At 71.0% G+C, this 22,385-nt stretch carries 23 protein-coding genes; 8 read left to right on the top strand and 15 right to left on the bottom strand.

Translation table 11 applies throughout. From position 1 onward, the window contains the following. Positions 1-41 precede the first annotated feature (41 nt). Together M1203_RS29505 and M1203_RS29500 are read left to right on the top strand one after the other, a co-directional pair. Positions 42-1,340, top strand: a complete 1,299-nt coding sequence (locus tag M1203_RS29505) for an ion channel protein (RefSeq protein WP_249952865.1) — start codon at positions 42-44, stop codon at positions 1,338-1,340. A gap of 83 nt (positions 1,341-1,423) precedes the next feature. Further along, a complete protein-coding gene (locus M1203_RS29500; protein ID WP_249952864.1) occupies positions 1,424-2,860 on the top strand; it encodes a glutamate decarboxylase in 1,437 nt (478 codons plus the stop codon). 75 nt (positions 2,861-2,935) lie between these two features. On the opposite strand, the gene M1203_RS29495 is transcribed toward M1203_RS29500, so the two are convergent. From M1203_RS29495 to M1203_RS29475, 5 genes are all read right to left on the bottom strand, one after another. Next, complete coding sequence (locus tag M1203_RS29495; protein WP_249952930.1) at positions 2,936-3,682, bottom strand: ABC transporter permease; 747 nt, start codon at positions 3,680-3,682, stop codon at positions 2,936-2,938. Positions 3,683-3,774: 92 nt separating this feature from the next. Continuing rightward, a complete protein-coding gene (locus M1203_RS29490) occupies positions 3,775-4,812 on the bottom strand; it encodes an ATP-binding cassette domain-containing protein (protein ID WP_249952863.1) in 1,038 nt (345 codons plus the stop codon). Between the two features lie 90 nt (positions 4,813-4,902). After that, positions 4,903-5,544: a PadR family transcriptional regulator gene (locus M1203_RS29485; RefSeq protein ID WP_249952862.1), complete on the bottom strand. Its 642-nt coding sequence runs from the start codon at positions 5,542-5,544 to the stop codon at positions 4,903-4,905. Positions 5,545-5,614: 70 nt separating this feature from the next. Further along, positions 5,615-7,081, bottom strand: coding sequence for an aldehyde dehydrogenase family protein (locus M1203_RS29480; RefSeq protein WP_249952861.1), 1,467 nt, complete (start codon positions 7,079-7,081; stop codon positions 5,615-5,617). 63 nt (positions 7,082-7,144) lie between these two features. Beyond that, a complete protein-coding gene (locus M1203_RS29475) occupies positions 7,145-8,026 on the bottom strand; it encodes a helix-turn-helix transcriptional regulator (protein ID WP_249952860.1) in 882 nt (293 codons plus the stop codon). Between the two features lie 317 nt (positions 8,027-8,343). Here M1203_RS29475 and M1203_RS29470 point away from each other — a divergent pair, with 317 nt between their 5' ends. Then, positions 8,344-8,841 (top strand): ATP-binding protein, encoded by a 498-nt coding sequence (locus tag M1203_RS29470; protein WP_249952859.1) that lies wholly within the window; start codon positions 8,344-8,346, stop codon positions 8,839-8,841. A 207-nt stretch (positions 8,842-9,048) separates the two neighbouring features. Here the strand turns inward: M1203_RS29470 and M1203_RS29465 are convergent, their stop codons facing one another. The 4 genes from M1203_RS29465 to rpmG all read right to left on the bottom strand — a co-directional run bounded on the left by M1203_RS29465 (position 9,049) and on the right by rpmG (position 11,190). After that, a complete protein-coding gene (locus M1203_RS29465; protein WP_030354490.1) occupies positions 9,049-9,291 on the bottom strand; it encodes a DUF397 domain-containing protein in 243 nt (80 codons plus the stop codon). A gap of 247 nt (positions 9,292-9,538) precedes the next feature. After that, positions 9,539-10,702 carry a GTP-binding protein gene (locus M1203_RS29460; protein WP_249952858.1) on the bottom strand — a complete coding sequence of 388 codons (1,164 nt, stop codon included), beginning with the start codon at positions 10,700-10,702 and terminating at the stop codon, positions 9,539-9,541. Continuing rightward, a complete protein-coding gene (locus tag M1203_RS29455) occupies positions 10,702-10,959 on the bottom strand; it encodes a type B 50S ribosomal protein L31 (protein ID WP_249952857.1) in 258 nt (85 codons plus the stop codon). The genes M1203_RS29460 and M1203_RS29455 overlap by 1 nt, the downstream gene beginning before the upstream one ends. A gap of 66 nt (positions 10,960-11,025) precedes the next feature. Beyond that, the gene (rpmG, locus tag M1203_RS29450; protein WP_249952856.1) at positions 11,026-11,190 is read right to left on the bottom strand and encodes a 50S ribosomal protein L33; all 165 of its coding nucleotides are present in this window, start codon (positions 11,188-11,190) and stop codon (positions 11,026-11,028) included. Between the two features lie 52 nt (positions 11,191-11,242). Here rpmG and rpmB point away from each other — a divergent pair, with 52 nt between their 5' ends. Genes rpmB through M1203_RS29435 form a run of 3 tightly spaced genes read left to right on the top strand, consistent with a single transcriptional unit; the run spans position 11,243 to position 12,338 of the window. After that, positions 11,243-11,479, top strand: a complete 237-nt coding sequence (gene rpmB, locus M1203_RS29445; RefSeq protein ID WP_249952929.1) for a 50S ribosomal protein L28 — start codon at positions 11,243-11,245, stop codon at positions 11,477-11,479. Then, positions 11,479-11,784, top strand: coding sequence for a 30S ribosomal protein S14 (rpsN, locus tag M1203_RS29440; protein ID WP_249952855.1), 306 nt, complete (start codon positions 11,479-11,481; stop codon positions 11,782-11,784). Before rpmB ends, rpsN begins: the two co-directional genes overlap by 1 nt. A 41-nt stretch (positions 11,785-11,825) precedes the next feature. After that, positions 11,826-12,338: a hypothetical protein gene (locus M1203_RS29435; protein WP_249952854.1), complete on the top strand. Its 513-nt coding sequence runs from the start codon at positions 11,826-11,828 to the stop codon at positions 12,336-12,338. A 57-nt stretch (positions 12,339-12,395) separates the two neighbouring features. Here the strand turns inward: M1203_RS29435 and M1203_RS29430 are convergent, their stop codons facing one another. Continuing rightward, entirely contained in the window at positions 12,396-13,685 is a 1,290-nt protein-coding gene (locus M1203_RS29430; protein ID WP_249952853.1) for a DUF2786 domain-containing protein, read from the bottom strand. A gap of 189 nt (positions 13,686-13,874) precedes the next feature. Here M1203_RS29430 and M1203_RS29425 point away from each other — a divergent pair, with 189 nt between their 5' ends. After that, positions 13,875-14,435, top strand: coding sequence for a sugar O-acetyltransferase (locus M1203_RS29425; RefSeq protein ID WP_249952852.1), 561 nt, complete (start codon positions 13,875-13,877; stop codon positions 14,433-14,435). Between the two features lie 32 nt (positions 14,436-14,467). Here the strand turns inward: M1203_RS29425 and M1203_RS29420 are convergent, their stop codons facing one another. Together M1203_RS29420 and M1203_RS29415 are read right to left on the bottom strand one after the other, a co-directional pair. Then, positions 14,468-15,001: an ATP-binding protein gene (locus tag M1203_RS29420; RefSeq protein ID WP_249952851.1), complete on the bottom strand. Its 534-nt coding sequence runs from the start codon at positions 14,999-15,001 to the stop codon at positions 14,468-14,470. A gap of 141 nt (positions 15,002-15,142) precedes the next feature. Next, entirely contained in the window at positions 15,143-16,066 is a 924-nt protein-coding gene (locus M1203_RS29415; RefSeq protein WP_249952850.1) for an NADP-dependent oxidoreductase, read from the bottom strand. A gap of 120 nt (positions 16,067-16,186) precedes the next feature. Between M1203_RS29415 and M1203_RS29410 the strand changes: the two genes are divergently transcribed. After that, entirely contained in the window at positions 16,187-17,905 is a 1,719-nt protein-coding gene (locus tag M1203_RS29410; RefSeq protein ID WP_249952849.1) for a bifunctional 3'-5' exonuclease/DNA polymerase, read from the top strand. Positions 17,906-17,996: 91 nt separating this feature from the next. Here M1203_RS29410 and M1203_RS29405 read toward each other — a convergent pair whose 3' ends face one another. The 3 genes from M1203_RS29405 to M1203_RS29395 all read right to left on the bottom strand — a co-directional run bounded on the left by M1203_RS29405 (position 17,997) and on the right by M1203_RS29395 (position 22,384). Next, on the bottom strand, positions 17,997-19,250 hold the full coding sequence (locus M1203_RS29405; protein ID WP_249952848.1) for a hypothetical protein: 1,254 nt from the start codon (positions 19,248-19,250) through the stop codon (positions 17,997-17,999). An 83-nt stretch (positions 19,251-19,333) separates the two neighbouring features. Further along, positions 19,334-19,888: a SigE family RNA polymerase sigma factor gene (locus M1203_RS29400; protein WP_249952847.1), complete on the bottom strand. Its 555-nt coding sequence runs from the start codon at positions 19,886-19,888 to the stop codon at positions 19,334-19,336. Positions 19,889-20,095: 207 nt separating this feature from the next. Further along, the gene (locus M1203_RS29395) at positions 20,096-22,384 is read right to left on the bottom strand and encodes a peptidoglycan recognition protein (RefSeq protein WP_249952928.1); all 2,289 of its coding nucleotides are present in this window, start codon (positions 22,382-22,384) and stop codon (positions 20,096-20,098) included. Between the last annotated feature and the right edge of the window lies 1 nt (position 22,385).

The following is a 22,385-nucleotide window of genomic DNA, read 5'->3' as shown; positions in this document are numbered from 1 at the left end:
GGGAAGCGTTACGGATGGTGACGGATGGTTACGGTGAGCGCGTGCCCCATGACGTTCCGCCCGCCGCCCCGTCTCCCGCCCCGCCGCCCGCTCCGGATCCCTCGGCCCGCACCCTGCTGCCCGTCGTCGTGCCCGCCCTGGTGGTCGGTGCGGCCTCGGCGCTCGTACTGCTGGGCGTGGACGCGCTCGCGCACCGGCTGGAGGACGTGCTCTGGGAGACGCTGCCCGACGCCCTCGGGGTCGGTCGCCACTCCACGCTCTGGATCATCGTGATGCTCACGGCCACCGGGCTCGCGGTGGGGATCGTCGTACGCCTGGTGTACGGGCACGCCGGACCCGACCCGGCCACCACCGGACTGGTCGAGGATCCGATGGCGCCCGGGGTGGTGCCGGGGCTGCTGGTGGTCACGGTGCTGGCGCTGGCCGGCGGGGTGAGCCTCGGCCCGGAGAATCCGATCACCGCCGTCAATATGGCGCTCGCCTACTGGCTCGGCCGCAAGGCCGCGCCCAACACCCCGGCGGCACTCTGGCTCTCGCTCGCCGCCGCGGGCACGATCGGGGCGCTGTTCGGTACGCCCGTGGCCGCCGCGCTGATCCTCACCGAGACATTCACCGCGCGACCGGGACCCGGCTCGCTCTGGGACATGCTGTTCGGCCCGCTGCTCGCGGCCGGCGCTGGCGCGCTCATCACCGTTCTGGTCGCCCATCCGACCTTCGACCTCGCCCTGCCCGCGTACACCGGCACCCACTGGAGCGATCTGCTGGCGGCGCTCGTGATCACCCCGCTCGCGGCGGCGCTCGGGCTGGCGGCCGTCTACGCGTTCCCGTACGTCCACGCCTTCTTCCGGCGCCTCGGCCACCCGGTACTGGCGATCACCGCGGGCGGACTGGTCCTCGGTCTGCTGGGGGCGCTCGGCGGGCCGCTGACGCTGTTCAAGGGGCTGGAGGAGGTGAAGACGCTGGCCGCCGATCCGGAGGGCTGGTCGGCCGGCTCGTTCGCGCTGATGACGGTGGTGAAGGTGGCCGCGCTGCTCACCGCCGCCGCCTGCGGCTTCCGCGGCGGGCGGATCTTCCCCGCCGTCTTCGTCGGGGTCGCGCTCGGTCTCTGCGCCCACGCGCTGATCCCGGCCGTACAGCCCAGCCTGGGGGTGGTCTGCGGGGTGCTCGGCGTTCTGCTCGCGATCACCCGGCAGGGCTGGCTCAGCCTGTTCACCGCGGCGGTCCTGGTCGCCGATCCGAATGTGCTCGCGCTGCTCTGTGTCGCCGCGCCGGCGGGCTGGCTGCTGGTGACGGGCCGCCCCTGGATGCAGCTTCGCGAGGATGGCACACCGCTGCGCTGACCGGCCCGGCCCCGACGGGCGGTTCGTACCGTTCGTCCGTATTCTCGCGGTGGGAACCGTACCCACCGCGAGGAGATTCGCCGATGCCACTCCACCGAGGCGCGGACAAGGCGGCCTCAGTGCCCCGGAGCGAGCGCGACGAGATGCTCAGGCTCTCGATCAACCCCTTCTACGGGAAGGCCGATCCCACCAGCGAGATGACCTCGGCACCGGCCACCCAGCGGCTTCCCGACACCCCGACCCCGCCGGACACGGCGTACCAGCTGGTCCACGACGAGCTGATGCTCGACGGCAACTCGCGGCTCAACCTCGCGACCTTCGTCACCACCTGGATGGAGCCGCAGGCCAGGAAGCTGATGTCGGAGTGCCGGGACAAGAACATGATCGACAAGGACGAGTACCCGCGCACCGCCGAGCTGGAACGGCGGTGTGTGGCGATGCTCGCGGACCTCTGGAACGCCCCCGACGCGGCGACGACCGTCGGCTGCTCGACGACGGGATCCAGCGAGGCCTGCATGCTGGCCGGGCTGGCGCTCAAGCGCCGCTGGGCCGCGCGCAACGCCTCGCGCTATCCGGCGACGGCCCGGCCCAATCTCGTCATGGGCGTCAACGTGCAGGTCTGCTGGGACAAGTTCTGCAACTTCTGGGAGGTCGAGGCGCGGCAGGTGCCCATGGAGGGCGAGCGCTTTCATCTCGACCCGGGAGCCGCCGCCGAACTCTGCGACGAGAACACCATCGGGGTGGTCGCCGTCCTGGGCTCCACCTTCGACGGTTCGTACGAACCCGTCGCCGAGCTGTGCGCGGCGCTGGACGCGCTCCAGGAACGTACGGGGCTCGACATCCCCGTCCATGTCGACGGGGCGTCGGGGGCCATGGTGGCGCCCTTCCTCGACGAGGACCTGGTCTGGGACTTCCGGCTGCCGCGCGTCGCCTCCATCAACACCTCCGGGCACAAGTACGGGCTGGTCTACCCGGGCGTCGGCTGGGCGCTGTGGCGTTCGCCCGCCGAGCTCCCCGAGGAGCTGGTCTTTCGCGTCAACTACCTGGGCGGTGACATGCCCACGTTCGCGCTGAACTTCTCCCGGCCGGGCGCGCAGGTCGTGGCGCAGTACTACACGTTCCTGCGGCTGGGCAGGGACGGTTACCGCGCCGTCCAGCAAACGGCGCGGGACATCGCCGGGAGACTGGCCGGACGGATCGAGGAGCTGGGCGACTTCCGGCTGCTCACGCGGGGGAACGAACTGCCCGTCTTCGCGTTCACCACCGCCCCCGGCGTGACGTCCTTCGACGTCTTCGACGTCTCGCGCCGGCTGCGCGAGCACGGCTGGCTCGTGCCCGCGTACACGTTTCCCGCCAACCGCCAGGATCTGTGCGTGCTGCGGGTGGTCTGCCGCAATGGCTTCTCGGCCGATCTGGGGGCGCTGCTGGTGGCCGACCTGGAACGGGTACTGCCCGAACTGCGCGCCCAGAAGCACCCGTTGAGCCGGGACAAGGCGAGGGCGACGGCCTTCCATCACTAGATCCCTCCGGGCCAGCCGTACGGAAGTCCCGCCCCCGGAACCGTTCTCCGGGGGCGGGACCGACGCGCCGCGTGCTCAGCGGCTGAGCCGCCCGAACCGCCGTACCGCCAGCGGGAAGAAGAGCGCGAGCAGCACCAACGGCCAGAGGACCGCCAGCGTCCCGGCGTGCTCCGCCGCCCAGGAACCGCCCGCCCCGCCCGGGCTGCCGAACAGATCGCGTACCGCCGTCGCCGTGGCCGACATGGGGTTCCACTCCACGACCGACCCCAGCCAGCCCGGCATGGACTCGGGGGTCGCGAACGCGTTGGAGAGGAAGCCGATCGGCCAGACCAGGATCTGGACCGTCTGCACCATCTCGGGCCGGCCCGCCACCATCGCCAGCTGGATCCCGAGCCAGAGCATCGCGAAGCGGAACAGCAGCAGCAGTCCGAGAGCGCCGAGGAACGACGCGGTGCCGTCGTGCCAGCGCCAGCCGATCGCGTAGCCGACGCCGGTCATCACGATCAGGCCGACCGCCGACTGGAGCATGTCCGCCACGCTCCGGCCCACCAGGACCGCCGACGACGCCATGGGCATCGAACGGAAGCGGTCCACCACCCCCTTGTTGAGGTCCTGGGTGACGGCGAGCATCGTGGACTCCAGGCCGAAGGCCATGGTCAAAGCGAGCATGCCGGGGACGAGGTAGTCGACGTACGCCCCCTCGATCTCCCGTCCGCCGCCGATGAGGTAGCCGAACATCAGCAGCAGCATCACCGGGAAGACCAGCCCGACGACGACCTGGACCGGCTGCCGTCCCCAGTGGGCGAGTTCGCGCCGGGTCATGGTCCAGGAGTCGGCGAGCGCCCAGCCGAGCCTGCTGCCTCCAGGGTTCGTGTCCGCGCCCGTGGACGCCGATGCCGTGGCGTTCACCGTCGTCACGCCGTCACCTCCCGCTGCTTGCGCCGATCCCGGCGATCGCGCCGATCCCGCCGACCCTGTGGGGCGCCGCCGGTGTCTTCCTCGTCGGCGTCCTTGCCCGTGAGATGGAGGAAGACCTCGTCCAGCGTCGGCCGGCGCAGGGCGATGTCCTCCGCCTCGATCCCCTCCGCGTGCAGGGCCCGTACGGTCTCCGTCAGCGCCGCCATCCGGTCACCCACCGGCGCGCTCAGCAGCCGCCGGTCCACGTCCGTACTGACGGCGTGCGTACCCGTTGTGCGCGCAAGCGCCCGCGCGCCGTCCGCGAGCCGGTCCGCGTCCCGCAGGACGACATCGATGCGGTCGCCGCCGATCCGCGCCTTCAGTTCGTCCGCCGTGCCCTCCGCGATGACCCGTCCGCTGTCCACCACCGAGATACGGTCGGCCAGTTGGTCGGCCTCCTCCAGATACTGCGTCGTCAGCAGGACGGTCGTACCGCCGCCGACCAGCGAGCGCACCGCGCTCCACACCTCCGCCCGGCCGCGCGGATCGAGTCCGGTCGTCGGCTCGTCCAGGAAGAGCACCTCCGGGTCGGTGATCAGGGACGCCGCCAGATCGAGCCGTCGCCGCATGCCGCCGCTGTACTGCTTGACGGCCTTGCGCCCGGTGTCCGCCAGGCCGAACCGCGCCAGCAGTTCGTCGGCACGCTCCCCCGCGCGCCGGGCGCCGAGGTGGTAGAGCCGTCCGAACATCTCCAGGTTCTGCCGGCCGCCCAGCTCCTCGTCGAGGGCCGCGTGCTGTCCCAGCAGCCCGATCCTCCGCCGTACGTCACGCGCCCGGGTCCGCACATCGAGCCCGGCCACCCGCACCAGCCCCTCGTCGGGCCGCAGCAGCGTGGTCAGGATCCGTACGGCCGTGGTCTTGCCCGCGCCGTTCGGTCCGAGCACGGCGTGCACCGTGCCGCGTGCCACCCTCAGATCGAACCCGTCGAGGGCCCGCTTCTCGCCGTACCGCTTCCGCGCTCCCGCCACCACGATCACGTCGGTCGCATCAGTCACATCGGTCAAAGTCTTCGCCTCCCACCCAGTAATCAAACTTGACTACCGGGTCGGAAGAGTAGCCCCGGCCCCTCTATTGGTCAAACTTGATTAGCGAAGATCTCCGTCATGGGGAACGCCCGTCGCGTACGGGTTCTCCTCGCCCTCGCCGAGCACCGCCACAAAGGGCTCGCCCTCACCCGCGAAGGTGTACGCGCCGCCCTCGATGCGCTTGATCAGCCCCCGCGTCCACTGCGCGCCCGAGTCCGCCGAGTGCACCCAGAGGTTCATGATCTCGCCGATGTGCCCGAGCTGTTCCGGGCCGTCCTCGGGCACATAGTGCTCGGTCACCGCGGCCCGCCAGGCCTCGATTGCGGCCACGCGCTCCTTGAGCAGTTCCACGACCTCGGCGCGCGGCAGATCGACGATGGCGCCGATCCCCGCCGACAGCACGTCCATCTTCTGGTCGTAGACGGTCAGCGCCTCACGCACGAGTCGCAGATACTCCTCGCGGCCCGCCTCCGTCATCTCGTACTCGGTGCGCGGCGGCCCGCCCACCGTGCTCGGAGCGACCTCGTGCGCCAGCAGAAGGCCCTGCTTCGCCATCTGCTTGAGCGCGTGATAGATCGAGCCGGGCTTGGCGTTGGACCACTCGTGGGCGCCCCAGTACTCCAGGTCGTTGCGCACCTGATAGCCGTGGGCCCGGCCATGCTGGCGGACCGCGCAGAGCACGAGCAGACGGATCGGTGACATTGCTCCAGGTTATGACGGCCGAGCCGGTCACTCCCGCGGGGCCCGGACCGGCACCGGCCGGGCCCGGGACTCAGAAGGGGAAGGGGGTACGGCCGTGCTGCACCGAGATCCACTTCTGCGTCGTGAACGCCTCCAGCGTCGCGTCGCCGTTGAGCCGGCCGAGCCCGGAGAACTTCTCGCCGCCGAAGGCCACCAGCGGCTCGTCCTGCACGGTCGAGTCATTGACATGCATCATGCCGGTCACGATCCGCTTGGCGAAGGCGACGCCACGCTCCACGTTCGCGGTGTGCACGGCCCCGCTCAGCCCGTACGGCGTGTTGTTGGCGAGCCGTACCGCCTCTTCCTCCCCGTCGAACGGAATCAGCAGCACCACAGGGCCGAAGATCTCCTGCTGCATCAGCGGGGAGCTCTCGTCCAGCCCGGCCAGCACCGTCGGCTCCACGAGATTGCCGCGCGTACGCCCCCGTACGAGCGCGGTCGCGCCCTCCGCCAGCGCCTGGTCCACCAGCGCCGTCAGGGCGTCCGCCTGGAAGGTGTTGATGACCGGGCCGATCTGGGTCTCGGGGTCGCGCGGATCACCGGTCCTGAGCGACGCCACCTTCGCCACGAACTTCTCGGTGAACCGCTTCTCGACGCCGCGGTCCACAAGGATCCGGTTGGCCGCCATACAAACCTGGCCCTGGTAGACGAAACGGCTCACGACCGCCGCGTCCACCGCGTAGTCGAGCCCCGCCTCGTCGAGATCGTCGAGGACGACCAGCGCGCTGTTGCCGCTCAGTTCGAGAATGGCCCGTTTGAAGTTGCCCCCCGCCACCGCGCCGACGTGACGGCCGACCCGGTCCGAGCCCGCGAACGAGATCACCTTCGGCACGGGGTGCTCGATGAGCGCGTCCCCGACCTCCGCGATGTCCGTCACCACGACGTTGAGCAGTCCGGCCGGCAGCTCCGCGTCCTCGAAGAGCTTGGCTATGAGCCCGCCGCCGACGACGGGCGCGTTCTGATTGGGCTTGATCACGACGGCGTTGCCGAGCGCCAGCGCGGGCGCCACCGACTTGATCGTCACCAGGAAGGGGAAATTGAAGGGGCTGATCACGCCGATGACACCGACCGGCAACCGGTAGACGCGGTTCTCCTTGCCGTCCACCGGGGACGGCAGGATCCGGCCCTCGGGCCGCAGCGACAGCTGGATCGCCTCGCGCAGGAACTCCTGCGCGAGCGTGACCTCGTACACCGCTTTGAGCCGCGTACCGCCCAGCTCATCGATGATCGCCTCGACGATGTCGTCCGTGCGCTCCTCGACCAGCCTGAGGACACGCTCGAAGACCCGGCGACGGGTGTACGGACTGGTCGCGGCCCAGTCGCGCTGGGCGCGTTCGGCGGCGCGATACGCCTCGTCGATCTCCCGGACCGTGGCGATCGTGATGGCCGCGAGCTTCTCCCCGTTGTACGGATTGAAGTCGATGATGTCCCACGAGCCGCTGCCGGTCCGCCACTCGCCGTCGATGTACTGGTGGGCCAGGTCGGTGAAGTAGGACATGCGATCCCTTACTGCAGGTGCTGCAGGTGCAAACTCCTGATATGACGCCATCGTACTGATGTCTCAGATCAGTTGAAGTAGTCCGCGCAGGACATCTCGGCTCTCCTCGGGTCCCGGGCTGTCCTTCTGTAGTCGCCCCATCACCCGTTCGTACTGGGCGACCTCCTCGCTCTTGTCCAGATACAGCGCACTGGTCAGCTGCTCCAGGAAGACGACGTCGGAGAGATCCGACTCGGGGAAGCTCAGCATGGTGAAGGCGCCGCTCTCGCCCGCGTGGCCGCCGAAGCTGAAGGGCATCACCTGGAGCGTGATGTTCGGCTGCTCCGAGATCTCGATCAGATGCCTCAACTGCCCCTGCATCACGGAGCGCTCGCCGTACGGGCGGCGCAGCGCCGCCTCGTCGAGGATGGCGTGAAAGCGCGGTGCCCGCTCGGACACGAGGACCTTCTGCCGCTCCAGCCGGAGCGCGACACGGCGGTCCACCTCGGCGCGGGGCGCCTCGGGCTGGCCGCGGGTGACGACGGCGTGCGCGTACGCCTCGGTCTGCAACAGACCGTGCACGAACTGCACTTCATAGATACGGATCAGTGAGGCGGCACCTTCGAGACCGATATATGTCTGGAACCAGCCGGGCAGCACATCGCCGAAGCTGTGCCACCACCCCGCGACATTCGCCTCCCGGGCAAGGCCGAGAAGGGCAGCGCGCTCGCCCTCGTCGGCGACCCCGTAGAGGGTCAGCAGGTCCTCGATGTCTCTGGCCTTGAAGCTCACCCGTCCCAACTCCATACGGCTGATCTTGGACTCGGATGCGCGGATCGAGTAGCCGGCGGCCTCACGTGTGATGCCGCGCGTCTCGCGCAGCCGCCTCAGTTGTGAGCCCAGCAGGATGCGCCGCACCACGGAACCGCCCGATTCGGCTGCGGTCACGTCTCCAACCCTCCCCATCACATGTGGATCTCCCCGGAGCACCCCCGAACTCCAAGTGCCGGATTCTGCCATCAAAACGCTTCAGCCCGTACTCATTCGATTACGGAAATAAGAAGGCTTTGCGGAGAGAGTAAAACTGGTCACGGGAAGAAATGCCCCAGAACCGGCACGGGACGGGTGAAGTCCGGCGCGTGCACGTGCATCTGCCCTTGCATCTGCCGTACGCATTCGGAACCATGGTCCCCGCGCACCTGCGTGCTCGTTCGTGATTGACGTGATGTTGACGCTGGACCACCGCAGTAACGCTACGGCCGCGAATCCCGGGAGTGCCTCGCATGGGGACGAATGGATCGACCATGCTCGAGCCGTTAAGGCAGGGGCTTCCCCCCATCGACCCCTCGGCGGCCGCGGGTTCGGTGTCGTGTGCGCTGCCCGCCCGCTATGAAGCGGTGCGCGGGGCACGGCAGTTCACCAGGAACACCCTGACCCAGTGGGAGCTGACCGAGCGCTTCGACGATGTCGCACTGGTCGTCTCCGAACTCGTCACCAACGCACTGCGGCACGCCCTGCCGGCCGACACCCCGCGCGAGCCCCAGGACGCTCCCGTACGGCTGCACCTGATGCGGTGGTCGTCGCGGCTGGTGTGCGCGGTACGGGACCCGAGCCACGCGAGCCCCGAGGCGCGGAAGACCGAGGAGGACTGCGCGGCGGAGTCCGGCCGGGGGCTGTTCCTGGTCGAGTCGTTCAGCGACACCTGGGGCTGGCACCCGCTGGCGGGATCGCTGCACGGCAAGGTGGTCTGGGCGCTGTTCCAGCTGCGGACGACCGACTGACCGGCCGGCGCCGGCATGTACCGGCACCGGTGGTACGTACTGGTTCCGGTGCGCGCGCTGGTGCTGACGCTGGCGCTGGTGGATTCGTACTGGTGAGCTCGTACTGGTAGCGGGCTCGTCGGGTGTGCTGTCCCGGCCATCAGGCCATGGAAGCCGTGGGAATTGGCCAGAGCTTGCTATTCCGTACGCTCAGCCGCCCGTTGTCGGTCAGCCGCCCGCCGTCAGATGGTCGAACTCCCCATCCTTGACGCCCAGCAGCATGGCCTCGATCTCGGCGATCGTGTAGACCAGCGCGGGACCGTCGGGGTGGCGTGAGTTGCGTACCGCCACCTCGCCGCCGGGCAGCTTGGCGAACTCCACGCACGATCCTTGGGAGTTGCTGTGCCTGCTCTTCTGCCAGACGACTCCGTGAAGCTCTGTGGCCGTAATGCCGTTGTACACGTGGTGCACAGGTCGCTCCCCGAGTTGCAAGGTGCAGTCGTCAACTTTCTCGGATCATAGCTGTGTTTCATGTGCTGATGCATGAGCAAATGCACGTGCACGCGGGGTGTTCCTTTGGTTACAGTCGCCGCCCCCGGCCCCCGGTCGCCCCCGCTTCTCCATAGAGACGCGATTCAGGGACTTTCGGATCCCTCGCCGACCGATTGGTTGTTCGGGTACCCCGCGAACGCGGGAAGACTCCTACGACCGGGGGACATCAGACCTCCAGGAGATTGTCGAAGGCGGGCGGAAGGCGCTTCCAGGCGGCGCGGCCCGCGGTGTACTCGGCATCGGTCAGCAGACAGGAGTCCAGCAGTCGCTCGATGACCTCCCGGTCGAGACCGGGCGAGGTGAAGACGAGATGCTGGCAGCGGTCACCGTGCAAGGGGTGCCAGTCCAACGAGGCGGCGGCCCTGCGCGTCGGCGGGACCGTCTCCCAGGCGGCGTCGGGCAGCGCCGCCAGCCAGGGGCCCACGCTCTCCACGCAGAGCGCGCCGCCGGCCGCGTCCCAGTGCAGGAGCGTGTCGGGGCGGTCCGCGAGCCAGAACCGGCCGCGGCTGCGGGCGGCGGCGCAGCACAGCTCCTCCAGCGCCTGGTAGAGCCGCTCCGGATGGAAGGGGCGCGCGCGGTGCCAGACGTAGGTACCGACCCCGCACTCGTCCGCCTCCTGCGGCAGCAGCGCACAGGCCGGGTGCTGACGGGCAGCGGCGGCCTCGACATCGAATCCGCCGAGCGCGACGGCGGCCAGTTCCCCGGGGGACGCGCCCTCGCCGTCGATCCGTATCCGCTGTGCCGTCGGGTGCAGTTGGGCGAGCAGCGCGTGGTCCTCGTCGTCCGCGAGCGGGCTGTCCACGACGGCGAGTACCGGCGCGTACTCCAGCTGCCGCGCCCAGGTGTCGGCGATCGTGCGCTGGTCGGAGGCGGCGGCCGCGAGCCCGGCATCAGCCAGATCGTCGCCGTTGCCGAGGTACGGCAGCAACAGCGCCGGGTCGACCGCGGTCAGCACCGAGCTGACGACAAGCCGCTCGCCGTGCGCCGCGATGACCTCGGCCATGGCCCGGGGCTCGACTGAGTCCCACAGCTCGACGATCGCGAGGCGGGTGAGACCACCGTCCGCGAGCCGTTCCAGCTCGGGTACGAGATCTTCCCGCAGGGCGCAGCAGGCACAGTCGTCGACCAGCGCCGCCTCGCCCGTGGAGAGCAGCGCGGTGGCGTCGTGGACGGTCCGTACGACGGTGCCGCGGGTGGCCGTCGACAGATCGTGATGGAGCGCGACGCTGCCGGGAACGGTGGCGAGAAGTCGCCGTACGGCCGCCTTGCGGGCGTCGGAGTGCAGCCCGCAGACGATCGCGACGGGCAGTCTGCTGTCGATGTCGCCCATCAACGGGCCCCGGGGCGGCGGCCGTAGCGGCGCTCGAAGCGCTCCACGCGCCCGGCGGTGTCGAGGACGCGCGCGGTACCCGTATAGAAGGGGTGGCTCGCCGAGGAGATCTCGACATCGATGACGGGGTAGGTGTGGCCGTCCTCCCAGACGACCGTCTTCTCGGCGGTCGCGGTCGAGCGGGTGAGGAAGGCGTATCCGGCGGCCTTGTCGCGGAAGACGACGGGCTGGTACGCGGGGTGGATTCCGGGCTTCATGTCGGCCTCTTCGTTCCCTTGCTGTGCGTTCTCTTGCTGTGCGTTCTCTTGCTCTGCGTTCTCTCGTCAGCGTTCTTCGCGGAAGTCGGTGTGCCGGCGGAGGAGCGGGTCGTACTTGCGCAGCGTCAGGCGGTCGGGGTTGTTACGGCGGTTCTTGCGGGTGACGTACGTGTAGCCGGTCCCGGCGGTGGAGCGGAGCTTGATGATCGGGCGCAGTTCGTTGCGTGGCATGGGGCTAGTATATGGAAATGGTTTCCATTTCCAAAAAGAAGGATGTGTGACCTTGTCCGCCCACTGCCAGCTGACCGGGGCCAAGCCCGGCTTCGGCCATCGGATCTCCCACTCGCACCGGCGCACCTCGCGCCGCTTCGACCCCAACATCCAGCGCAAGCGTTACTGGCTGCCGAGCGAGGGCAGGCATGTCCGGCTCACCCTCAGTGCGAAGGCGATCAAGACCATCGACTCCATCGGCATCGAGGCCGCCGTCGCCCGGATCCGTGCCCGGGGGGTAAACGTCTGATGGCGAAGAAGAGCAAGATCGTCCGCAATGAACGGCGCAAAGAAGTCGTGGAGCGGTACGCCGCACGCCGCGCCGAGTTGAAGGAGCTGATCCGGCGCCCCGGCACGCCCGAGGACCAACGGCTCGCCGCGCGGGAGGAATTGCGACGTCAGCCGCGTGACGCGAGCGCCACGCGGGTGCGCAACCGCGACAGCGTGGACGGCCGGCCACGCGGCTGTCTCAGGAAGTTCGGCCTGTCCAGGGTGCGGATGCGCGAGCAGGCGCACGCCGGATTCCTTCCGGGGGTGCGCAAGTCCTCCTGGTAGTTTTGCGCGGTCCGGGCACCGACCCCAGGGGGGACTTGAACGTGCGGAAACTCGTACGGACCAGCGCGGCCACGACCGGGCTCGTCGTGGCACTCGCACTCGCGCTCACGGGCTGCGGCGGGAATGGCGGCGACGACTCGGCCAAGGGCGAGGGCGGCGCCACGACACCGAGCGCGACCGGCGGCGAGGGCTCCGGTTCGACCGCCGACTCCGGCTCCGGCGCGGACGCTGCCGCGGCGGGCGTCGAGGGCACCTGGGCCGGGCTGAGCGACGGCAAGACCGTCGCGCTGTCGGTCAAGTCCGGCAAGGTCGCGCTCGTCGCGGACAAACATGTCTGCCAGGGCGCGGTGGAGGACATGGGCGAGCCGATGTTCTCCCTCAAGTGCGCCGACGGCGACACCGACCGGACGATGGGGACGATCGAGTCGAATGACGGCAAGACCCTGGTGATCTCCTGGGGCAAGGGTGTGCGGGACACGTTGGCGAAGGCCGGCGACGGCAAGCTGCCGGACGGACTGCCGAGCGATCTGCCGACGGACCTGCCGACGCCGTGATGCCGTGACGCCGCGCTGACCGCGCCGTGCTGCCGTGCTGATCGGGCCGTGACGCGGTCAGCGGGCGGGGCGGATACGGCCACGCCGATCCGTTCCGCCCGGCCTGTCGGCCGAGTCCGGTCCGCCGGCCGCGCCCGGCCCGCCCGGCACCCGCGCCGCGTTCGCCGCGGAGGTGCCATGGGTCCAGCCCTCGGCGTCCGTCGCCCCCCGCACGCGCGTGGCCACCGTCTCCGGGAACATCCGGTCCGTACGGTCGGCCACCGCCACCTCGCGGGCGGCGAGTACGGGCAGCAGCCCGCCAACGCCCCTGTCCGGCCGGGCCGCTCGCTCCTCGGCCGACTGCTCCGCCGTCGCCTGCTCCGTCACCTGTTCCGTGGCCAGGGCCAGGCGTTCGCCGATGCGGTGGGCGTACGCCAGCAGGAACGACTGCCGGAATGTCTTCGTCCGCTTGCGCCCGGCCGCGCGCTGGGCGGCCTCCGCACGGGTCATCGCGGCCGTGCCCTGAACCAGCAGTGAGGTATGGAGCAGTTCGACCGCCTCCAGGTCCGGCTCGAAGCCGACGACTGTCGAGAAGCCGTACGCGCTGTTCCAGACGGCGCGGCAGCGGTTCGCGGAGGCCACGGCGTCGAGCAGGATCGCCTTCGCCGTCTCGTACGGAGCGTCCACCCCGATCCGGCACGCGCCGGGCACATCGCCCCGGTGCGTACGGTCGGCGAGCAGTGCCTCGTCGATGCTGTGCCGCGCCATCAGCTCCTGCGCCTTGGCGGTGAGCGCCTCCGCCTCCTGCGGGTATCCGGTCGCCTCCGCCTTGGCGAGCAGGGCGCGGATCCGGGTGAGCATGCGCGGCTCGCCGTCCGCGGGGGCGGCCAGATGGAGGGGCGTACCGGGCACAGGACCGACCGGTTCGATCGCGGGCAGCCGGACGAGCAGCAGATACAACTCCAGTACGGCGGTGGCGTACGAGAAGCGGTCGGTCCGATGGGGACGCGCTTCCCGCTCCTCGTCGAGCTCCGCGAGCTGGGCGGCCCAGCGCGGCGGCAGCCGCTCGTAGCGCCGCGCCTCCGCCGCCGTCAGCTCGGCGAGGATCCGCAGGTGGGGGCCGTCGAGGTCGCGGCGTACGAGGCGCCCGACATCGGCGGGCCCCCAGCCGCGCTCCCAGGCCAGCCGCACGAACTCCTCGCCGCGCAGCCGCAGTTCGGTATCCGCCGCCGGATCCGCGGCGAGGAGGGAGGCGCCGGTGTCGATGCCGTCGGCGCCGCCGCGGTCCCCGGACCGCGCGGAGAGTGCGGCCGCGAGGGCGCGCTCGACGGTACGGGCCGCCGCGCCGGCGGCGTCCTGGTCGCTCATGCCGCGGCCTCGGTGTGTTCCATCATCATGCGGGGTGCCTCCTCAGCCTCCTCGGAACTGCTCCTTGCCGCGTTCCGATGGTCGCAGGTCCATATCCGCGACTCTTGTCCACAGGCTGTGGATATCTCATCGCCGTTTTGTACGGCGCACTACCGTGGACGCCTTCGAGCGAGGGCAGGGAGGGCACCCATGGGCGAGAACAAGCGGCGCATGCTGGCCGGGGAGTGGTACGTCCCCGATGACGAGGAACTGGGCGCGGACACCGAACGGCGCTTCGCGCTGTGCGCGGCGTACAACGCGAACGGCGGCGCAGCGCCGGCCGATCGCACCAGGATCCTCACAGAACTGCTCGGTTCGGTGGGGGAGGATGTCCGCATCCGGCCGCCCTTCCAGTGCGACTACGGGACATACATCAGTATCGGCGCCCGTACGTTCATCAACTTCAACGCGGTCTTTCTCGACGCGGCGCCGATCACTGTCGGTTCGGACGTCCAGATAGGACCGAATGTCCAGCTCCTCACCCCAACCCATGAACTCGGCGCGGCACGGCGCCGCGCGGGCTGGGAGAAGGCGTCGCCGGTGACGATCGGTGACAACGTCTGGCTGGGCGGCGGGGTGATCGTCTGCCCGGGGGTGACGATCGGCGAGAACACGGTGGTCGGCGCGGGGTCGGTGGTGACGAAGGATCTTCCGGCGGGTGTGCTGGCGGTGGGCAATCCCGCGCGGGTGATCCGCGCGTTGGAGGACTGAGCCGGGGGCGCGGCCCTACCTCGCGGCCGGCCTCACGCCGGGGGCGGGGGCTGCGGGGGCGGCGGGGGCATCACGGACAGCGGGGGCGTCACGGGCAGCGGGGGCGGCGGGGCGAACTCGCACCACACCACCTTTCCCCGCGTGGCGCCCGCCTGGTCGCCCCAGTCCGCCGCCAGGGCCGTGACCAGCAGCAACCCCCGGCCCTCCGCCGCCTCCGCGTCGACCGACTCGATCCCCGTGGGCCACCTCGGGGGCGTACGGGACGGATCGGCGACCTCGACCCGGAGGCGGCCCCCCGTGCGCAGCAGGGTGAGGGAGACCGTGCCGCGGGTGCAGCCGCAGAGGCAGATGCCGTGCCGCACGGCATTGGTGACGAGTTCACTGACCGCCAGCTCGACCGTGGCGATCAGCTCGCCGTCCACCCGGCGCAGCGCGAGGACCTCACGGGCGTGGCGGCGGGCCTTGGGAGCCGCCTCCGGCCTGTGCGGGAGCGGGATCCTCGTGAGGGGCAGCCAGGGCGGACCCTGGTCGTAGACATCGTGCGCAAGTCCACTGTCAGTGAGCATCGTTACTCTCGGACATCAATAGGTCACCGAAAGCAACCTATGTTGCCCGAGAGGAGTGCCGCCATGCCACATCACCCATACGAGGTCGCACCCGCCGTTGCGGCTGAGCGTCATGCGTCCCGCCGTTCGGAGCGGGCCGGCTCAGGGCGTGAGGACGAGCTTCCCGTTCGCGTGACCGTTCTCGCTCGTCTGCTGCGCCTGTGCCGCTTCCGCGAGCGGGAACGTACCGGCGATCCGCAGCCGCAGCGCGCCCTCGGCCGCCAGGCGGGCGTTCTCCGCGAGGCCCGCGCGCTTCTTCTCGGGCGTCGAGCTGCCGGGCCCGCCGGACGAGAAGGCCACGCCGAGTTCGGCGGCGGCCGGGTCGGCGATGGTGACGATCCGGTCGGTCGTCCCGCCGCGCAGCTCGATCGAGTCGGGCAGCGCTCCCTTGCCCGCCGTGTCGAAGACCGCGTCCACGCCCTGTGGCGCGACCGAGCGGACGCGTTCGACCAGCCCGTCGCCGTAGGTCACGGGGATGGCGCCCAGCGAGCGCACGTACTCGTGGTTGGCCGGGGACGCCGTGCCGATCACGATCGCTCCACGGGCCGTCGCGAGCTGGGCCGCCATCGACCCGACGGCTCCCGCCGCCCCGTGCAGCAGCAGGGTCTCGCCGTCGCGCAGCGCCAGTTCGTCGAGCACCCGCGCGGCGGTCTCCCCGGCGACCGGGATCGCCGCGGCCTCGGCCCACCCCAGCGAGGCGGGTTTGGGTACGGCCGTCGCGGCCAGGGCGTACTGCGCGTAGGCACCGGTGGCGGACCACCCCAGCACGTCATCGCCGACGGCGACGTCCGTGACCCCGGCGCCGACCTCGTCCACGACCCCGGCGATCTCCAGACCGGGCACGGCGGGCAGCGGGGTGGCGAAGGCCTGTTCCATCCATCCGTGGCGGATCTTGTAGTCCATCGGGTTGACGCCCGCCGCCTTCACGGCCACCCGGATCTCACCGGGGCCCGCGTGCGGCTCGGTGATCTCCTTGATGTGCAGAACGTCCGGGCCGCCGAACTCCTCGAACACGATCGCTTGCATCTCAGCCTCCATTCGGTGCGGACGTGCAGGTTCCGGATTCGATCCTCCCGTCGTACGGCCCGGCTCGCCCGCCGGGCGGATCCCCCGTCGTTGTCAGACCCTCCTGCGAGACTCGGCGGCATGACCGAACGATGGGCTCTCGCCCCGGCGGACGGCGGCGGCGCGCTGCTCGTGCCGCTGGGCGACGACGGCCGCCCGGCCGGGCCCGTGGCGCGGGAGCCCGATCTTGTCGCGGCGGTCAGGAACCGGCTGCCGGAGGTCGGGCGCTGGGTGTGGCGCTCCACCGCCGAGGTGTATCCGCGGCTGCTCGCGGCGGGGGTGCGGGTCGAGCGGTGCTATGACATCGAGGCGGCCGAGCTGCTGCTGCTCGGCCATGAGGGGCGGCTCGGCGAGCCCCGGTCTGCCGCCGCCGCCTGGGCCAGACTGCGGAACGCGCCGGTGCCGCCCGACCCGCCGCCCCGGTCGGCGGCGCCGGGGTCGCAGTCCTCGCTGTTCGAGCCGCACGCGGGCGTGGAGGTGCCGTTCGAGGGGCTGCTCGATGTGTACGGGGAGCAGCAGCGACGCCATACGGCCGCCGAGCACCCCGGGCGGATGCGACTGCTCACCGCGTCCGAGTCGGCGGGGATGCTGGTGGCCGCCGAGATGCACCGCGCGGGGCTGCCCTGGCGCGCGGATGTGCACCGTGAGGTGCTGGAGGATCTGCTCGGCGAGCGGTACGCGGGCGGCGGCGAGCCCCGGCGGCTCGCGGAGCTGGCGGACGAGGTGTCGGCGGCGTTCGGGCGGCGGGTGCGGCCGGATCTGCCGGCGGATGTGGTGCGGGCCTTCGGGCAGGCCGGTATCAAGGTGAAGTCCACCCGGCGCTGGGAGCTGGCGGAGATCGACCATCCGGCGGTGGAGCCGCTGATCGAGTACAAGAAGCTGTACCGGATCTGGACGGCGCACGGCTGGAGCTGGCTCCAGGACTGGGTAAGGGACGGCCGGTTCAGGCCCGAGTATCTGCCGGGCGGTACGGTCTCGGGCCGGTGGACGACCAATGGCGGCGGGGCGCTGCAGATCCCCAAGGTCATCCGGCGGGCGGTCGTCGCCGACGAGGGCTGGCGGCTGGTGGTGGCGGACGCCGACCAGATGGAGCCGCGGGTGCTGGCCGCGATCTCCCGGGACCCGGGGCTGATGGAGGTGGCCGGACATGAGGGCGATCTCTACACGGCGCTCTCCGCCCGTGCGTTCTCGGGCGACCGCGCTCACGCGAAGCTCGCGCTGCTGGGGGCGATCTACGGCCAGACGTCCGGCGACGGGCTGAAGAATCTGGCGGCGCTGCGCCGGAGGTTCCCGCTGGCCGTGGCGTATGTGGACGACGCGGCGCGGGCGGGTGAGGAGGGCAGGCTCGTACGGACCTGGCTGGGGCGGACGAGTCCGCGGGCGGCCGGGGCGGAGGATGACGACGGCGAGGCGGGGATCCCGCAGGAGATATCCCCGGCGCCGGGGACGGACGGGGAGGGATCCGCCTCGTCCGGCGGCGAGTTCACCCCGGGATACGCCTCGTCGAACGGACGGGCGCGCGGTCGCTTCACCCGTAATTTCGTCGTGCAGGGCAGCGCGGCCGACTGGGCCCTGCTGATGCTGGCCGCGCTGCGGCGGGCGACCGCCGGAATGCGGGCGGAGCTGGTCTTCTTCCAGCACGACGAGGTGATCGTGCACTGCCCGGAGAAGGAGGCCGGGGAAGTGGCCGAGGCGATCCGCGCGGCCGGGGAGCTGGCCGGGCGGATCGCCTTCGGGGAGACGCCGGTGCGGTTTCCGTTCACGACGGCGACGGTGGAGCGGTACTCCGACGCGAAGTGAGGTCTTGGCGCTACGCGTTGGGGGCTGCGCGTCGGGGCTGAGTGTCGGGGCTGCGCGTTGGGGGCTGCGCGTCGGGACTGCCCGCTTGGAGCTACGGCCGCGTCAGCCACTTCTCGCTGGTCGCGATCGCCGTGAGCTGCTTCATGGTGAGCGCCGGGTTCTCGCGGGTGGCCGGGCTTTTCTGGTCGGCCGCGTTGAAGGCGGAGACGACGACACGCAGCCCGTCGGGCCTGATGGTGTCGGCGGTCCACATCTTGATGCCGCCGACGCCCTTCTCACCCGCCGTCTTCGAGGTCTTGAGCAGCGTGCCGTCCGGCAGTTCGGTCGCGCCGGGGAACAGTTCGCCCACGACGTCCCACATGTTGGGCTGCACATTGATCTGGACGTAGCTCCGGCCCTTGCCGTCGTCCACCACCACATACGCGAATCCCTCCTGGCCGCCCTGGTCTCGCACCCGCAGCCCGGCGGGGAGCAGTGAGGAGAGCGTCTTGCGGATGCCCGCGCCGTCCGGGTCGGCCGCGTCCCCGAAACCCCCGTCGGCCGGCGGTCGCGCGGCGGGCAGCTCGTTCAGCGGACCGCGCCAATCGTCCGAGGTGACGAGCGCCTGCAACTGCGCGGGGTTCAGCGGCGGATCGGCACGGGAGATCTCGGCCCCCTTCTCTGCCGGGGCGTTGTACTCGCTCGCGTCCACCAGGAAGCCGTCGGAGGTGTGCAGGACGGCCCGCCAGTTCTTGGTGTCCTCGCGGCGGTCCGGGTACTCGTACCCCTGGAAGACCATGAGCCGGGAGCCGTCGGCCAGTTCGGATTCGACGCAGTCGTCGTAGGCGGTGAACACCTTGTCGGGGCAGGCCACCTGCTGGTCGGCTTGGAGGCCGTCGGCGCGGCTGAGACCGACCGAGATCTCGGCGTCGCCCTTCCCGTCGTCGAAGACTCCGCGCACGCTCCGGAAGCCCGGAGTTTCGGACGTGTTCGTCGTCGGATTCTTCAGCTCTCCGCCGGGAAGCAGCCCGGCGAGAATCGCCACGAGGTCCGCGTCGACGCTCGGCGCGGGGCCGGTGGGCGCGGGGTCCGGCGCGGCGACGGATGTCTCTCCGTGCCGGTCACCCCCCTGTTTTCCGCCCAGCAGTCCGCCGCCGTACGCGCCGCCGATCCCCACGGCGGCCAGCGCGAGCGCGCTGCCCGTCACCACCGCGGCGCGGCGCCGGGCCACCCGGCGGCGGCCCCGGGCCAGCCCGGCATCGACCAGGGCTGCCCGGTCCGGGGGCGCGAATGTCTCGCCGGTGCGGCGCAGCGCCTCACCGAGTCCGTCCTCGAAAGGTGCTTCAAATGGCTGCTCAGAGGGCATGGTCGACCCCACTCCTTGCTCATATGGCTCATGTGGCTCATGTGACGGACAGAATCAGTGCCGAGCACCCTCGGGGCAGGGGCTCAGCGGTCGGCCAACTCGGCGAATGCGCCGTCCAGTTGATCCCGTAACTTCGCGAGCGCCCGCACCGATCTGGTGCGTACGGCGGCGGAGCTGACCCGCATGGCGTCGGCGGTCTCCTCGACGCTGCGGTCCTCCCAGTACCGCAGCACCACCACCGCGCGGTCCTTGGCCGGCAGCCGCCCCAGCGCGTCGAGCAGCGCGATCCGCAGGTCGACGTCGTCCCCGAGGACCTGGGCCGGCTCGGGGAGCTCCCCGAGGGGCCGTTCGGTCGCCGAGCGACGCCGCTGATGCGTGAGGAAGGTACGGACGAGGACGGTCTGCGCGTACCCGGCCGGGTTGTCGATCCGGGCGACGCGCCCCCACAGCGCGTACATCCGGCCGAGGGTTTCCTGCACCAGATCCTCGGCGAGATGGGTGTCGCCGCCGGTCAGCAGAGAGGCGGAGCGGAAGAGCTGGTTCGTGCGGGCGGCGGCGAACTCCCTGAAATCATCGGCCCGGGAGGTCCCCGGCCGCTCGCCGCCGCCCGTACGCCCCAGCAGTCCCGTGCGCCTCATGGTCCCCCGGTCCCCCGTATCCCGTGGCGCCGGCTCCCCCCGCCCGCCCCTCACTCCACTGACGCGATGGCACAGCGGAAATGTTTCACCGGCCCCGGGAAAGCGAGCATCCCGGCCGGCGAACGGCGCCGGCCGGGATGTCATGTGTCACTGAGTACGTGCTGCTCGTTACTTGCGCTTGTTACTTGCGCTTGTTACGTGTGCCCGTCACTTGAGGTAGACGATGCCGTCGGTCGTGAGGGTGGGACGGCCGCTGGTGCCGACCACGACGATCTTGATCGTGTGCTTGGCGCTGGACGCCCAGGTCTTGGTGAAGATCGCGTCCCGGTACTTGGTGGTGGACGACTTGAGGTCGACGGTCGCCACCTTCGTCCCGTCGAGGTAGACATACGCCTGTCCGGAGGTCGACGCCCGGGAGACCACCCATGCCACCGAGCGGCCGGTGAACGTCCAGCTGAGGGAGGCGTTCTTGGCCGAGCTGGAGTACGACTTGCCGCCCAGGTAGCTGGTGGACGACTTGGTGGTCCAGGAGCCGGTCCTGGCCGCCGAGCTCTCCTGGACGATCACCGGGGTACCGGCCACCGACGCGGCGGCGGTGTTGCCCGCCTGGTCGTACGCGGTCATCGACCAGGTCGTCGCCGCACCGGACTTGGCGGTGTGCGCCGCGCTCGTGGTGGTCGGGCCGTACGTCTTGGCGGCCGGGGCGGTCAGCCGTACTTCCTTGAGCGCCGCGCTGTCGGTCGCCTTCCAGCTCAGAGTCAGCGGCACGGCGGTCGTGTTGACCAGGCCGGCGCGCAGCGCGAGCGCCGGCTTGGTGGTGAAGGCCGGGGCCGTGGTCTCCGCGACGACGGTCGCCGAGGCGCTGGTGGCGGTCTTGCCTGACTGATGGACGGCGCGGACGGCGACCTTGTGGCTGCCGGCCGCGAGCGTCACCTTCGCGGAGGTCGTGGCGCCGGACACGCTCGCGGCCACCTTGCCGTCGACCAGCAGTTCGTTCTTGGTGATCAGCGCCGAGGGCGTGGCCGTCGACCAGTTCACGGTGACGGCGGCCTTGGTGTAGTACGTCGATCCCGCCAGCCCCGCGCCGGTGACGGACGTGACGGCCACTCCGGTGGCGGGCCCCGCCGCCCAGGACCGGATGGTGGCCAGTTGGCCGTAGAAGGCGTCGCCGGGGCACTGCGTGTTGTAGCCGTCGCGGTGTCCGTGGATGGCCGGGAAGGCGATCTGCGCGCCCTTGGCCCAGGTCTTGCCGCTGTAGCTGCGTCCGCTGTCACCCGCGGTGAGGGTGGCGGTGCCGGCCGGGTTCACCCCGTACTGGCCCAGCTTCCAGGCGGCGATACGGGCGACCGAGACCATGGCGGCCCCCGACGGCGCGGCGTCGGTGTACGTGCCGAGGACGGAGATGCCGGTCGTCTCGGAGTTGAAGCCGTAGGCGTGCGCGCCCTGCACGGGCCGGTCGACGCCGCCCTTGCGGCCCTCGTAGACCGTGCCGCACTTGTCGACCAGGAAGTTGTAGCCGATGTCCTTCCAGCCCAGTTCCTTCACGTGGTACGCGTACACGCCGCGCACCACGGCCGGGGCCTGGGCGCAGGTGTAGGTGTTGCTCTCGGCGGTGTGGTGCACGGTGACCGCCTTGATCCGGCCGTCCGGCAGATAGCCGGGCTCCTCAGGGCTGATCGACTCGTCGGCTCCCCAGCCGGCCCGTGAGGTGATCGGCGGGCGCGGCGCGGTCGACGGCGGCGCGGTGGGGATGCTGACCGTCGGGGTCGGTGTGGGAGGGGGCGTGGACGCCGGGGGCGCCGAGGGCCCTGTGGTGCCCGGGGGCTCCGAGGTGGGCGGCGGAGCGGTCGAGGGGTCGTCGCCCGGGGTCCCTCCCGAAGTCCCGTCCGGGGAAGGCGGGGTCGAGTGGTCCGTACCGTCCGTGGGGGTGCTCGGCCCGTCCGAGGGAGCCGGCCCGCCAGAGGGAGCCGGCCCGTCCGAGGGCTCGCCCGGCGGCGGGCTGACGGGATCGTCGGCGGCGAAGCCGGCGGGTGCCATCGCCAGGTCCTCGCCGTCGCCGCCGCCGTCATTGCCTCCGCCCGTGTCGATCATGGCGAGGCTGAGGCCGGCGGGCAGTCGCGCCGAGGTGTGCCCGCCGCTGGTGACACGTACCTCGACACCGTCGGAGGGCCCCACCCACGCGGGCTCGGTCCCGCCGCGCTCGGCAGTGCTCTCGCCCTGACCGCTGTCGCCGTCGAGCACCAGCCAGCGGGACCAGGTGCCGGAGCCCACGGCGCGGGTACGTGCCTCGACCTTGGCGGACACGCGGGCACCCGGATCGTTCCAGGTGACACCCAGCATGCTGAACCGATCGGTGTCACGCCGCGAAAGGGCGGCGCCGCGGCCGTCGTCCTGAGGCCGCAGATCCGCCGCCCGGACGTCCGTACGCAGCGGCCCCGAGCTCTGGCCGTCCCCGGACGCGCCCGAGGAGCCGGGAAACCCGAGCCCTCCGGACATG

Origin of the sequence: Streptomyces sp. 35G-GA-8 (genome assembly GCF_023534745.1) — a bacterium.
Taxonomy (GTDB): Bacteria; Actinomycetota; Actinomycetes; order Streptomycetales; family Streptomycetaceae; genus Streptomyces.
The sequence above is the reverse complement of the archived record's forward strand: the minus strand, read 5'-3'. Positions and strand labels throughout refer to the sequence as shown.